Consider the following 14,760-nt stretch of genomic DNA (forward strand, 5'->3'; position numbering starts at 1 on the left):
ATGACTACGGAGCAGTAAAGCCATACCTGCTCATGATTTGCCGGGATTTAGACTCTTGCAGGTATTGATAAAAATCTTTTGCGCTAGATGAACTATTTTTGATCAAGGCCATCTTTTGCCTTAAGGGCTTATGCAAGTCATCCGGAATTAATACATAGGTAGATTGAGTTTGTACTTGAGGCGATATCGCTAAGGATAAAGCTGCAATTGCAAAATCTGCTGAGCCGGTTAAGGCAAACATGGTTGCTTGAGAAATATTTTCCCCAAATACTAACTTAGGCTGGGCTAAATCCCAAGCTCCAATGCTGATGAGATATTCTTTTGCAGCCCTGCCGTAAGGGGCGTGCTCTGGGTTGGCTATGGCAATTTTCTTGGCCTCTGTAATAGCCTTAATCAAGCCATCTTTATCTGTAGCAAGCTTGATTGGGTTACCCTTTTTTTGCAAGAGGGTTATTCTGCCGATAGCGTAAAGACTTCCCTGATCTACCGTTGAGCCATTCTTATATAAGTCATCAATATACGCCTCATCGGCCGACATCAGTAAACCAAAGGGCGCTCCATTTTTGACCTGCTGCCAGAGTACGCCAGATGAACCAAAGACCAACCTCACCTCTTGCCCTTTATCGGCCTTATAGTTAGCGGCAATTTCTTCTAGGGCAAACTTCAGGTCTGAGGCTGCGGCTACCGTTGGCGCTGATTGCGCTAAAGAAGCAGAGACATACAGAGCGAGCAAAGCCAAAAGAATCTGCTTTATTGGGGTCATTTGTTTTTTCACTCCTTAAACTTGTACGCTTATATGTTGCACTAAATCCAAGGATCAAAAACCTTCACACCTGATTGACTGAAATCAGATACGTTTCTGGTAACGATAGTCATTCGACCCTCTATGGCAGAAGCTGCAATCATGGCGTCTCGCTCTGATTTAGGATTGGGCACATGAAGACTTGCGCAGCGTTGGGCAACAGCTAGGTCAACCGGCAAGACCCTTTCAGAGAATGCTGGTAAGACATTGTGATTTAGCCAGCTTCTAAGTACTGCACCCTGTTTTTTATCTCGGCGCTCAATTTGTAAAACACCGATTTCTAACTCCAATACTGTTATCGCAGAAATAAACATTAATTCTGGAAAGATTGCTTCGGCCCAAGACTGAACGCCCCGATTGATTAGACCATCAGCTGATTTTCGCAATTCAGATATTACATTAGTATCTAGTAAATACATTACCAAGAATCTCCGATTGGCCTGATGAGGCCTTGCACTTTCGCAGGCTCAAATTCAATTTCACCAGCACCTTTCATCCCTAAAAGATCACACATGTTTTTTCTTTTTCCAAGGACTCGCTGGTAGTCTAAAAAAGTCATCAGTACATGTGCAGGCTTACCGCGATCAGTAATAAAAACTGGGCCTGCTTCAGAGGCTTTTTTGGCCTTACCAGTATCCTGATTAAATTCCCGGCTAGATAAAGTGGTGATCATTGAAGCCTCCACAAACATGAATAATGTAGCAATGTTACTACATTATTCTTAGGGGCTCAAGCACCGTTTCCAGCGGGAGAGATTTACCCTTTTAATTTACGTAAAGCATCTGCCATCGCATTATTCATTGGAGGCGCAGACCTTCTATCTTCTTGCGGTCTTCTAGCTTCTGAAGCTCTTGGTGCGCCAGGTCTATTTATCCTTTGCTCAGGCTTTGAGCCTGCCGACACTTTATGCGCTTCATCAGAGAGTCGCATTGTGAGTGCAATTCGCTTGCGCTTTTCATCTACTTCAAGCACTTTGACCTTCACAACCTGCCCTGCTTTGACTACCGTGTGTGGATCTTTTACAAAGGCATTAGCCAATGCAGAGATATGTACCAGGCCATCTTGATGAACGCCAATATCGACAAAGGCACCAAAGGCTGCCACGTTCGTTACAACACCCTCTAAGATCATGTCTGTCTTAAGATCGCTGATCTTTTCGACGCCATCTTTAAATGTCGCCGTGGTGAACTCAGGACGTGGATCACGACCAGGCTTTTCTAATTCCTTAATGATGTCGGTAACCGTAGGCAAACCAAAATTCTCATCGGCATACTTTTCTGGATTGAGCCCTTTGAGTATTGCGATATCGCCAATGACCTCTTTGACACCCTTCTTGATGTCTTTCAAAATCTTCTCCACCAAAGGATAGGATTCTGGGTGGACAGCAGAAGCATCCAAAGGATCTTTACCATTCATAATGCGTAAGAAACCAGCTGCTTGCTCAAAAGTCTTCTCGCCTAAGCGCGGCACGCTCCGCAAGTCTGCCCGCGTCTGAAAGGCGCCATGACTATCTCGATAAGTTACGATACCTTCAGCAACCGTACTACTCAAGCCTGAGACTCTTGCCAATAAGGGTGCAGATGCCGTGTTCACATCAACACCTACCGCATTGACGCAATCCTCCACTACTGCCACCAATGACTTGGCTAACTGAGTCTGCATCACATCATGCTGATATTGGCCCACGCCAATAGACTTTGGATCAATCTTCACTAGCTCGGCTAGGGGGTCTTGGAGCCTTCTCGCAATCGATACCGCTCCACGTAAAGATACATCCATACCAGGTAATTCTTTTGAGGCGTACTCAGAGGCAGAGTAAACCGATGCCCCTGCTTCAGAAACCACAATCTTGGTTAGCTTAAGTTCGGGTTTAGCTTTGATTAAATCTTGCGCTAATTTATCAGTCTCACGTGAGGCTGTACCGTTGCCGATCGAGATTAAGTTAGCCTGATGTTTCTCAGCTAATTTAGCCAGCGTATGCAGCGAGCCCTCCCAATCATTCTTAGGTTGGTGTGGATAAATCACATCGGTGTCTACCACTTTACCTGTCGCATCTACTACTGCAACTTTGACACCAGTTCTCATGCCGGGATCTAGGCCAATAGTAACCTTTGGTCCTGCAGGTGCAGCCAACAGTAAAGCCTTGAGATTACGTGCAAAGACATTAATCGCCTCAGCCTCTGAGCGCTCACGCAATGCACTCATGAGCTCAGACTCCAAGTGCATAGAGCACTTGATACGCCAAGTCCAACGCACAGTCTCTGCGAGCCACTGGTCGGCAGGACGACCTTCGTTTTTAATCTTGAACTGATTGGCAATGCGGGACTCGCAAGGATTGTGTGGTGCGTCCCATTTGGGTTTTTCTTCTTCAGTGTCTAGACGCAAGTTAACCATGAGCATTTGCTCACGACGACCTCTAAATAATGCCAAGGCACGATGCGACGGAATTGCCGAGATAGGCTCTGAGTAATCGAAGTAGTCCGAGAATTTCTCACCCTCTTGCTCTTTACCGGCAATGAGTTTGGATTCCACAACGCCATGCTCCTGCAAATACGTTCTAAGTGATTGGACCAGTCCAGCATCTTCAGCAAAGCGCTCCATCAAAATCTGACGAGCACCCTCAAGAGCGGCCTTGGTGTCAACCACACCAGGGTTATCACCCTGATCGGATGTAAATGCCTCTTTGAGGTATTTGCTTGCTTCCGCTTCTGGATCCAGCATGGGGTTAGCCAATAAATCATTAGCCAAAGGCTCTAATCCAGCCTCCAGAGCGATTTGCGCCTTAGTGCGACGCTTGAGTTTATAGGGGAGATAGAGATCCTCTAAGCGGGTCTTATCTTCTGCCAGCATGATGGCTTTGAGCAACTCCGGAGTCATCTTGCCCTGCTCTTCAATCGACGCAACGATCGCTTTACGACGCTCTTCCAACTCTCTTAAATAACTGAGTCGATCCTCTAATAAACGTAACTGCGTATCGTCCAAACCGCCAGTTGCCTCTTTGCGATAACGTGCAATAAAGGGAACGGTTGCACCTTCATCCATCAATGCGATGGCGGCAGCCACTTGTGCAGGTTTAGCAGATAACTCTTGGGCAAGGCGTAGTTCAATGGATGGCAGCATGAAATGATTAATTTACTAAGGTTTTGAGAATATTGCATTGGAGTAAAAATAAGAGCCACCCAAAGGTGACTCTTATTTACCAACTAGATGACTTATGAAAGTGCCTCAGTGAAGCAACTTCGCGAAATTACTCGCGGGAAGCTTTCTTACGGTCATGCTCCTTCAAATAACGCTTACGGATTCGGACGCTTTTCGGTGTTACTTCAACCAACTCATCATCACTAATGAATTCAACAGCGTATTCCAAAGTTAAATCAATTGGTGTCACCAAACGAACCGCTTCGTCAGTTCCTGAAGAACGTACGTTCGTTAATTGCTTACCTTTGATCGGGTTCACAACTAAGTCATTGTCGCGACTATGGATACCAATCACCATGCCTTCATAAACAGGATCGCCATGTTTTACAAACATACGACCACGGTCTTGTAGCTTCCAAATAGCATAAGCAACTGCTTCACCGTCATCTTGGCTAATTAATACACCGTTATGACGCTCGCCTAAGATGCCATCTTTGGCTGGAGCATAAGAATCAAATGTATGACTCATCAAACCATTACCGCGAGTCATGGTCATAAAATCACCCTGGAAGCCAATCAGACCACGCGCAGGAATACGGTACTCAAGACGGGTACGACCTTTTCCGTCACTCACCATATCTTGTAACTCGCCCTTACGCTTACCCAAGTCTTCCATCACAGAACCTTGTGTAGCATCTTCTACGTCAACCGTTAAGTTCTCATACGGCTCCATCTTGACGCCATTCTCTTCGTGGAAGACAACGCGAGGACGTGAAACTGCCATCTCGTAGCCTTCACGACGCATCGTCTCTACCAAGATCGTAAGATGCAACTCGCCACGGCCTGATACTTCAAATACGGTGTCATCATCAGTTTCTTTTACGCGCAACGCCATGTTGGCTTTCAACTCACGGTCAAGACGCTCACGAATCTGACGGCTAGTCACAAACTTGCCTTCACGACCAGCCAATGGGCTGGTGTTCACCATGAAGTTCATGGTTAAAGTAGGCTCATCAATCTTGAGCATTGGCAATGGATCTGGTTTATCAACCGCACAAACTGTTGTACCAATTGCCAACTCTTCAATACCGTTGATGAGAGCAATATCGCCGGCAAATGCCTCGTCAACGATTTCACGCTCTAAACCTTTAAATTTCAATACTTGATTAATACGGCCTTTAAATGGCACACCATCAGGACCGTTCATGCAGACTACTTCCATGCCTGACTTCACACGTCCACGGCTAATACGGCCAACACCAATCTTACCGACATAGCTGTTGTAATCGATTGAAGAAATCTGGAATTGCAAAGGACCATCTGGGTCATCATCACGCACAGGGACGTATTTCAGGACAGCGTCAAACAATGGACGCATATTACCTTCACGGACATCCTCTGTAGTTCCTGCATAGCCGTTCAAGCCTGATGCATAAATGATTGGGAAGTCGAGCTGCTCTTCCGAAGCGCCTAACTTATCAAACAATTCAAAAGTAGCATTGATTACATAGTCACAACGTGCACCTGGACGGTCAACCTTGTTAATCACGACGATAGGCTTCAAACCAAGGGCTAGAGCTTTCTTGGTTACAAAGCGAGTTTGTGGCATTGGGCCTTCAACCGCATCCACCAAAAGCAAAACACCGTCAACCATGGAGAGCACACGCTCTACTTCACCACCGAAGTCGGCGTGTCCTGGTGTGTCAACGATATTGATGTGTGTGCCGTCATACTCAACCGCACAGTTCTTGGACAAAATAGTAATGCCACGCTCTTTTTCCAAATCGTTTGAGTCCATGACGCGTTCGGTCATTTTTTCATTTGAGCGGAATGTGCCAGATTGGCGCAAGAGTTGGTCAACCAAAGTAGTTTTACCGTGGTCAACGTGGGCGATGATGGCGATATTACGAAGTGCGCGTTTAGTCATGTGAAGCTTCTGAAGTTAAGAATAGGGTTAATTAAGATTAATGAATAAATAAGTCAAAATGATTTAATGGGCAGAAGAAATTAAACGCTTGGGATGCAATACCCCAGAGCGCCAATCTCCAGTACCGATAAAGTTGTGTGGAGCAGCAGTTGCGCGATAGATACGCACTAGCGCTTCTATCGAGGGTAAATTGAGTGGAACTCGTTGGCCCATCTCCAAACGTTTTGCTTGCTGCTCATCTACAGTGAGATGCGGCAAGGTTTGTAAGAGCACATCGACTGGCAAGATGTAACTAGAGCTTTCTTTCAAGCCCTTCTGAATGGATTCAATTGTGAAAGACTGCTCTAAAGTGAGGTGACCCACTTCAGTGCGGCGCAAGCCAACCAAATGTGCACCACAACCCAAAGCTTTACCAAGATCTTCTGCCAAGACGCGGATATAAGTACCTTTGCTACAACTTACTTCCAAAGTGGCTTCAGGCCAATTGATATTAGTCCAGCGGATGGCATGGATCGTAATGTTTCGTGGGGCACGCTCTAACTCAACACCTGCACGAGCATATTCATATAAAGGTTTGCCATCGCGCTTGAGCGCTGAATACATTGGCGGAACCTGACTAATGGGACCAGTAAATGTCGGTAGTAATGACTCTAGCGCTAGCTTCAGGGCAACTTCATCAGCGAATACTGGGAGTGGTAACTCTTCAATGATGAGTCCCTCAGCATCACCAGTCTCAGTACGCTGACCAAATTTCACTTGAGCGATGTATGTCTTATCCGCTTCCAATAAATCCTGAGAGTACTTCGTTGCTTCACCTAAACAAATAGGGAGTAAGCCAGTAGCCATTGGATCTAAAGTTCCAGTGTGCCCAGCTTTTTCTGCATTAAATGCACGCTTTACAGCAGTAACCGCTCCTTGCGAGCTCATGCCAGCAGGTTTATCAAGCAAGACAACGCCGTCGATACGTACGGACATAGCTATTTACGCGTTCTCGTCTTTGCGATCACTATCCACCGCTTGATCAATTAAGCGAGACATTTCGATGCCGTGCTCAACAGAACTATCGTAGTGGAAATGCAGGGTTGGTACGGTATGAATATGCAAACGCTTAAATAATAAGGAATGTAAATAGCCTGCTTTATCCTGGAGCGCCTTCAATGCCACTTCAGGCTCAGCGCCCAAAACAGTGAAGAAGACTTTTGCGTGCGCCAAATCTGGCGTAAGTTCAATACTTTGTAAAGTAATCAAACCTAGGCTCGGGCTACGCAATTCACGAGGAATCAGCTCGGCCAGGTCTCGCTGAATTTGATCGGCGAGACGCTGGTTACGATGAGGGCTAGTTTTATGCATTAACTGGGTAGCTCTTACAGTGTTCTAGCGACTTCAGTCACTTCAAATGCTTCCAGTTGATCACCCTCTTTGATGTCGTTGTAGCCTTTTAATGACAAGCCACACTCAACACCAGCACGAACTTCTTTTGCATCATCTTTAAAGCGCTTGAGAGAATCTAACTCACCGTTCCAGATCACTACGTTTTCACGCAATAGACGAACGCTAGAGTTACGCTTGACAACACCATCGAGCACCAAACAACCTGCAATCGCGCCAACTTTGGATACCAAGAAGACTTGACGAATCTCCACCATACCGGTGATTTCTTCTTTCTTATCTGGTGTCAACATACCGCTTAAGGCTGCTTTCACTTCATCAACCGCGTCATAAATAATGTTGTGATAACGAATATCTACACCATTATTTTCAGCTAGCTTACGCGCTGCACCATCCGCGCGAGAGTTAAAGCCAATAATGACTGCCTTAGAAGCAACTGCCAAATTCACGTCAGTCTCAGTAATACCACCCACTGCTGCGTGAACGATTTGGACCTTCACCTCTGCTGTAGAGAGCTTTTGTAATGATTGTGACAATGCTTCTTGCGAACCTTGTACGTCTGCCTTAATAATCAGCGGCAACAACTTAGCCTCTATCGCACCTTCTTCCATGTTTTCCATCATGGTCTCGAGCTTGAATGCTTGCTGTTTGGCCAACTTCACATCACGGAACTTGCCTTGACGGAAGAGTGCGATCTCACGTGCTTTACGCTCGTCAGGAACCACTTGCACTGATTCACCAGCTGCAGGAACTTCAGATAAACCTTGAATCTCTACAGGGATTGATGGGCCAGCTTCATTGCATGGCTTACCGTTCTCATCCAACATCGCACGAACACGACCGTAAGTTGAGCCAGCCAGCAACATATCGCCACGCTTCAGCGTTCCAGACTGAACGAGAACAGTAGCAACCGGACCGCGCCCTTTATCTAAGCGAGCCTCAATCACTAAGCCTTGTGCCGGAGCTTCCTTAGCTGCTTTAAGCTCTAACACTTCCGCTTGCAAGAGAACGTTCTCGAGTAATGCATCGATGCCGTCACCCGTTTTGGCAGAAACACCAATAAATGGTACATCGCCACCGTATTCCTCAGGAACCACTTGCTCAGCCACCAATTCAGTTTTGACACGCTCTAAATTGGCTTCAGGTTTATCAATCTTATTGATTGCGACAACGATTGGAACACCAGCTGCTTGAGCATGGTGAATCGCTTCTTTAGTTTGTGGCATCACGCCATCATCCGCCGCAACCACCAAGATCACGATATCTGTTGCCTTGGCACCACGAGCACGCATGGCCGTAAAGGCTTCGTGACCCGGAGTATCGAGGAAAGTAATCATGCCGCGTGGAGTTTCAACGTGATAAGCGCCAATGTGCTGAGTAATACCACCAGCCTCGCCAGTAGCAACCTTAGCTGCACGAATCTTATCGAGCAAAGATGTTTTACCGTGGTCAACGTGACCCATTACTGTGACGACTGGTGGACGCGGCAATAACTCTGCATCGTGACCAGCAATACCCAAATCTAAATCAGGATCATCTAACTTAGCAGCATGAGCAGTGTGACCCATTTCCTCAACGATGATCATTGCCGTATCTTGATCCAAGATCTGGTTGATCGTTACCATCTGACCCATACCCATCAAGAGCTTAATCACTTCTGCACTCTTCACAGCCATAGCGTGCGCTAACTCAGCCACAGTAATGGTTTCTGGAACATTGACATCACGCACAATAGCTTCGGTTGGTACCTGGAAATTGGTATCGACATTGGCTTCAGCAATTTGACGTTGCTTTCTTCTGCCACCGCCTGAACGCCAACCACCTACACCACCAGAACTATCACCCCGAGTCTTGAGGCCACCCGGTTTCTTGGCACCTTCTTCTTGCCAAGTAGATGAAGTCTCTGCAGACTTAATTGTCTTACCACCAACTTTAGCAACTGCTTTTTTCTTATCATCAGCACCTTCAGCCTTAGCAGGCTTATGAAGAGTGCCTTTTTTGGCTTCATCAGCAGCAATTTCACTTGGTGCTTTGAGGACACGTGCAGGTGTACTCATCATGTCGCGAATCGCTAGAGCTTCAGCTTCAGCAGCGGCACGACGTTTAGTAATGTCCGCCAACTGCGCCTTATTGGCATCAGCAATATCTTTAGCAGCCTTGTCAGCTTGCGCTTTCTTTTCTACAGCTTTTACAGTCGCTGCATCGCCGACTGATTTAGCGGATTTCTCAATTGCTGGCTCAGCCGCACTTGCAGCTGCTGCCGCATCAGCCTCTTTTTGACGCGCATCTTCAGCCGCTTTCATTTCAGCTTCTTGACGAGCCAACAATTCAGCTTGACGAGTAGCTTCAGCAGCGCGTTTTTCTAACTCCTCAGCAGAAAGAATTGGCTTAGCAGATTCTGCAGGAGCAGCTTTCTTGGCCACTGGAGCTGGAGCCTCTTCGGGAGCTTTATCTCCCGCCTTAACTAGCACCCGCTTTTTACGAACCTCAACCTGAACGGTGCGAGTACGCCCAGCAGAATCTGCCTGACGAATCTCAGAGTTTTCGCGCTTGATTAAAGTAATCTTTTTACGACTACCTGTATCAGCACTGCCATGCTCTTTCTGCAAATGCTCAAGCAGGACAGTCTTGTCCTTTTCGGTAATGCTGTCGTCCTCAGAACCTTTTTCGATACCAGCCGCCTTCAATTGCTCCAGCAGGTCTGGCGCGGTACGTTTTAATTCTTTAGCGAGTACTTTTACTGTTGTTGCCATGCACTACTTCCTCTCATGAAGTAAACCAATGTTCGCGCGCTTTCATGATGAGCGTTTTCGCGGTTTCTTCGTCAATTTGTGTCGCCTCAACTAGCTCATCAACAGCCAGTTCAGCTAAGTCGTCACGGGTATGAACTTGATTGTCAGCAAGCTTTGCAACCAATTCAGTGGTCATTCCCTCGAGGGAACGTAAATCTTGTGAAACTTCGCCAACGCGCTCTTCCTTAGCTAATTCCATAGTCAAGAGAGAGTCACGCGCACGAGTACGCAATTCGTTTACGGTATCTTCGTCAAAAGAATCGATTTCTAACATTTCAGAAAGGGGTACGTAAGCAACCTCCTCCAATGTGTTGAAACCTTCTTCGATCAAGATATCAGCAACTTCTTGGTCAACATCCAATTTATCCATGAACAATTGACGAACAGATGCAGCTTCTTTTTCAGTTTTCTCGGCAGACTCTTCTGGAGTCATGATGTTGATCTGCCAACCCGTCAATTCACTAGCCAAGCGAACATTCTGTCCGCTACGACCAATCGCAATTGCCAAGTTCTCTTCATCAACCACCACATCCATGGCGTGACGCTCTTCGTCAACCACGATAGAAGATACTTGTGCTGGAGCCAAGGCGCCAATCACAAATTGCGCCGGATCTTCAGACCACAACACAATGTCTACTGCCTCGCCAGCTACTTCGTTACGAACTGCAGTAACGCGTGTGCCACGAACACCAACACAAGTGCCGATTGGGTCGATACGCTTGTCGTAAGTAATTACAGCAATTTTTGCGCGGATGCCAGGATCGCGAGCTGCGCCCTTAATCTCTAATAAACCTTGCTCCATCTCTGGAACTTCGTTCTCAAACAACTTGATCAAGAAATCTGGGCACGTACGTGAGAGCTCAATCTGCGGGCCACGGGCTTCACGATCTACTTTCAAAATATAGGCACGAACGCGGTCACCAGAACGCAAATTCTCTTTGGGAATCATTTGATCGCGACGCAGCAACGCTTCAACGCGACCAGACTCAATAATCAAACCATTCTTGTCGGCACGCTTCACAGTACCGGTCATGACTTTTTCGCCACGCTCAAGGTAGTCATTCAGAATCTGTTCACGCTCGGCATCACGAATGCGTTGCAAGATCACTTGCTTGGCAGCTTGTGCACCAATACGACCAAAGGCTAAAGATTCGATTTGCTCTTCGATGTGCTCACCAACTTCCATGTCCGGAAACTGCTCGAGGGCCTCGAAATGCAGAATTTCTTTATCAGGCTCTTGGAGGCCTGCTTCATCAGGAACAACCAACCAGCGACGGAAGGTTTCGTACTCACCAGACTCGCGATCAATCGATACACGAATATCCACATCTTCTGTCGGATAACGTTTCTTAGTAGCTGATGCTAGCGCCATTTCTAGCGCCTCAAACACAATCGCTTGATCTACGTTCTTTTCACGCGCTAAGGCGTCTGCCAACATGAGAACTTCTCGGCTCATGACTTTCTTCCTTTGAAATCAATAACAGGGACCAACCGAGTCTTATCGACCTCGGCTAAAGAAAACTCCAATTGAGACTCAGCGCCATCGGCGCCTTCAAACAACAAACCAAATTTCGCATCAGGTGAATCCAATTCACCACTCAGCAAACCTTGCAATACACCACGAAACTTCTTGCGATCGCCAGCGGCAACCCGCAATTTCAAATCCACTTCCATTCCGGAGAAGCGCTCGTAATCAGCCGCCGACTTCACAGGGCGATCTAGACCAGGAGACGAAATCTCTAGACGCTCAAAGGGAATGTTTTCCACTGGCAAGGTGTAGCTCAGTTGATGACTTACCTTTTCGCAATCCTGGACATTAATCAAACGCTCATAATCCGGGTTTTCAATCGTGACACGCAGCAAACCTCCGGCCTCACGCTCGATCTCGACTAGCGTGTACCCTAAGTTTTCTACCTCTGCAGAAATAATCCGCTGATCCTTCACGAATACCCTTCAACCCAAAACGGCAAAAAAAAATGGGCTTTGAAGCCCATATTCTCGAAATTCAGAACAGGCCGACTTACGTTGATCGCAACATCAGTCGGTAACAACTTAAAACAGCAGCGAACTGCTGCAAGACCAAAATTATAGCTGATTTAGAGGAAAACTCATCAAAATCAGAAGCTTTCGCTTGGATTTCGCGGTTTTCGAGGACCTTTATTGAAGGGTTTGCGCCCTTTTGGTGCTCCGCGTTTAGGGCCATTTCCTGGGCTTTGCGGGCTTGCAGTTACAAAAGCAGACTGTCCGTGATGGACTTTCTTGCCTTTATTGCGGTTCTGACCTTGACCGCCCTGGCCGCCACCTTGACCGCCTTGAGTACCTGCGCCTGGACGCCCACCCTGGGTACGACCACGAAAAGGACCGCGCCCCTCGCTCGAACCACCACCGCCAGGTTTACCACCCCGACCTTGATGAGTGAGAGCGCCATGACCACTGGCCTGGGTTAAAGCATCCCGTGAGCCCCAATAAGAGACCGAGGTTTGCATTGGGTCTGGCTGAAAATCCCCGCTGGAAGCAGGATTACGGTCTCGTCCATGAGCTCCAGAACTGGGGCCACGACCCTTATCTTGGGGTTGAGGCATTTTTAAGCCTGCAAACTTCATTAAGTTATAGATACCGCCGGCTTCAATCTCTTCCCACTTACCCCGCCTCAAACGTGGAGGCAATAAGAAAATGCCATAACGCGTACGAATCAAACGAGAGACGACATGCCCGACTGCCTCAAACATGCGGCGCACCTCACGGTTACGGCCTTCAGTCAAAGCAACGTGATACCAACGGTTCGCACCTTCCCCACCACCCATAGAAAGGCGTAAGAATTTGGCTTGGCCATCATCCAAGGTGATGCCACTCTTTAATTGAGCCATATTTTCTTGACTCAAATCACCCAAAATACGGACAGCGTACTCGCGCTCAACGCCGTAACGAGGATGCATCAAGCGATTCGCTAGCTCGCCTGAAGTCGTGAATAGCAATAGACCTTCCGTATTAAAGTCCAAACGTCCTACTGCAATCCAACGTCCTTGACGTGGCTTTGGCAAACGATCAAATACGGTTGGACGACCCTCTGGGTCGGACTGACTAACGATTTCACCGGAAGGCTTGTGATACATGATCACGCGTGGCGGCTTAGTCTGAATCTTGCGATGTACTGGTTTGCCGTTAATGCGCACTTGATCGGTCGGCCCAATACGCTGGCCAATATGGGCTGGTAATCCATTGACGGATACGCGCCCTTGAATAATCAAGTCTTCCATATCGCGACGTGAACCCATACCGACATCAGCCAGTACCTTGTGCAACTTCACAGTATCTTCGTCGTCAGCTTCGTCGTCTAAACCATCCAAGTCTGACCAAACTTCATCACGTAAGCTGAGCGGCAAGTCATCGATGTTGGCAAATTGCAGGCTACTCATCTCATCATCGCTAGGCCCATCTGCATCATCGTCGTGACGAACACGTTGTGCGCGACGCTCTGCACCAGTTTGATGAGAGACCTCATTCTCATTCACACCATCTGGGTTTTTAACTTCAATTACCTCAGGCGCATCTAATGCAGCATCGAATTCTCCAGAAACTACTGAAGCAAACAAGGCTTCGCTCTCTGCTGCATTCGGTGCCAGCTTGGCGGCTGAGTGGTTAGCTCCCTCACGCGCGCCGCCAGCCTCGCCCTCGCGACGAGGCCGATCCTTGTTAAATGGACGTTTCTTATTAAATGGCTTACCGGCGCCCGCACCCTGACGGCGTGGACGACGTGGACCGCCCTCGCGTCCTTCGCCTTTTGCACCCTCTGAATGATTGGGTGCAGACTCAGAGCTAGAGGAGTTATCCGATGTAGGTTTAATCGGAGATGAATCGTTTTCGTTATGACTTGTCATTAATAATTATTTTTGTTCGTCTGTTTTGTCTTCAGACTCAGGAGTAACTTCTTCTACTACTTCATCATCTGTTGATTGAATAATAGGCTGTCCGTTTTCATCTAACTCGATGACGGTCTCAACAGTAGCGCTAGGATCGAATTCCATGACTGCCTGACCTAGTTGCGCAGCAGCAGCCATTGGTGCAGCATCTTCCAACATTGGCAAGCTTTGTAAATTGGTGAGACTCAAGTCGTCTAAAAATTGCTTAGTAGTGGCATATAAACCTGGGCGACCAATCGTCTCTTTATGACCAATCACCTCAACCCAACCCCGATCCTCTAACTGCTTCATCACATTACTACTTACCGCAACACCACGAATCTCTTCGATCTCACCGCGGGTCACTGGTTGGCGGTAGGCAATAATCGCCAAGGTTTCCATCACCGCACGAGAATACTTTGGTGGCTTTTCTGGGGTCAAACGATCAAGATATTCACGCATCGCTAAGCGACTCTGAAAGCGCCAGCCAGTCGCAATATGGACTAACTCCATGCCCTTGTCTTCCCAGGCTTTTTGAAGCTCCACAAGAGCATGATCAATTGCACCTGCAGCAATATCTTCGACAAATAAGCGCGTCAGATCGGCAACTGTGAGTGGTTCTTGCGCGCACAAGAGGGCTGTTTCAATTACGCGTTTATTGTGATCATCCATAAAATTCGGGCTATCAGGTAAGGACCTGATGAGACTATAAAAATGTATTTCAGTAATGGGTTGGTAGTGTTCTGGTGGCGCTATTTAGCTACAACGGGCAATTGAACTCCGAATATTCACATGGAGAACTACCCGCGCTGA

At 47.4% G+C, this 14,760-nt stretch carries 12 protein-coding genes; all 12 read right to left on the reverse strand.

The annotated features are described in order from the left end of the window. Positions 1–4: 4 nt before the first annotated feature. Positions 5–763 (reverse strand): molybdate ABC transporter substrate-binding protein, encoded by a 759-nt coding sequence (gene modA / locus ICN26_RS00990; protein ID WP_216266190.1) that lies wholly within the window; start codon positions 761–763, stop codon positions 5–7. A 41-nt stretch (positions 764–804) separates the two neighbouring features. Beyond that, positions 805–1,221 carry a type II toxin-antitoxin system VapC family toxin gene (locus tag ICN26_RS00995; RefSeq protein WP_216266191.1) on the reverse strand — a complete coding sequence of 139 codons (417 nt, stop codon included), beginning with the start codon at positions 1,219–1,221 and terminating at the stop codon, positions 805–807. Then, entirely contained in the window at positions 1,221–1,475 is a 255-nt protein-coding gene (locus ICN26_RS01000; protein WP_216266192.1) for a type II toxin-antitoxin system Phd/YefM family antitoxin, read from the reverse strand. The genes ICN26_RS00995 and ICN26_RS01000 overlap by 1 nt, the downstream gene beginning before the upstream one ends. Before the next feature lie 83 nt (positions 1,476–1,558). Then, the gene (locus ICN26_RS01005; RefSeq protein ID WP_216266193.1) at positions 1,559–3,922 is read right to left on the reverse strand and encodes a Tex family protein; all 2,364 of its coding nucleotides are present in this window, start codon (positions 3,920–3,922) and stop codon (positions 1,559–1,561) included. Positions 3,923–4,049: 127 nt separating this feature from the next. Then, positions 4,050–5,867, reverse strand: coding sequence for a translational GTPase TypA (gene typA, locus ICN26_RS01010; protein ID WP_046329864.1), 1,818 nt, complete (start codon positions 5,865–5,867; stop codon positions 4,050–4,052). A 63-nt stretch (positions 5,868–5,930) separates the two neighbouring features. Beyond that, positions 5,931–6,842: a tRNA pseudouridine(55) synthase TruB gene (gene truB, locus ICN26_RS01015; RefSeq protein ID WP_216266194.1), complete on the reverse strand. Its 912-nt coding sequence runs from the start codon at positions 6,840–6,842 to the stop codon at positions 5,931–5,933. A 6-nt stretch (positions 6,843–6,848) separates the two neighbouring features. Next, on the reverse strand, positions 6,849–7,217 hold the full coding sequence (gene rbfA, locus ICN26_RS01020; protein ID WP_015420788.1) for a 30S ribosome-binding factor RbfA: 369 nt from the start codon (positions 7,215–7,217) through the stop codon (positions 6,849–6,851). A gap of 14 nt (positions 7,218–7,231) precedes the next feature. Then, positions 7,232–10,009, reverse strand: coding sequence for a translation initiation factor IF-2 (gene infB, locus ICN26_RS01025; RefSeq protein ID WP_216266195.1), 2,778 nt, complete (start codon positions 10,007–10,009; stop codon positions 7,232–7,234). 13 nt (positions 10,010–10,022) lie between these two features. Next, on the reverse strand, positions 10,023–11,504 hold the full coding sequence (gene nusA, locus ICN26_RS01030; protein WP_215332410.1) for a transcription termination factor NusA: 1,482 nt from the start codon (positions 11,502–11,504) through the stop codon (positions 10,023–10,025). Then, positions 11,501–11,992 (reverse strand): ribosome maturation factor RimP, encoded by a 492-nt coding sequence (gene rimP, locus ICN26_RS01035; protein WP_216266196.1) that lies wholly within the window; start codon positions 11,990–11,992, stop codon positions 11,501–11,503. The genes nusA and rimP overlap by 4 nt, the downstream gene beginning before the upstream one ends. A gap of 173 nt (positions 11,993–12,165) precedes the next feature. Beyond that, on the reverse strand, positions 12,166–13,926 hold the full coding sequence (rluB, locus tag ICN26_RS01040; RefSeq protein ID WP_216266197.1) for a 23S rRNA pseudouridine(2605) synthase RluB: 1,761 nt from the start codon (positions 13,924–13,926) through the stop codon (positions 12,166–12,168). A gap of 6 nt (positions 13,927–13,932) precedes the next feature. Then, on the reverse strand, positions 13,933–14,619 hold the full coding sequence (gene scpB, locus ICN26_RS01045) for an SMC-Scp complex subunit ScpB (RefSeq protein ID WP_216266198.1): 687 nt from the start codon (positions 14,617–14,619) through the stop codon (positions 13,933–13,935). Positions 14,620–14,760 lie beyond the last annotated feature (141 nt).

This window comes from Polynucleobacter hallstattensis, assembly GCF_018881835.1.
Taxonomy (GTDB): Bacteria; Pseudomonadota; Gammaproteobacteria; order Burkholderiales; family Burkholderiaceae; genus Polynucleobacter; species Polynucleobacter hallstattensis.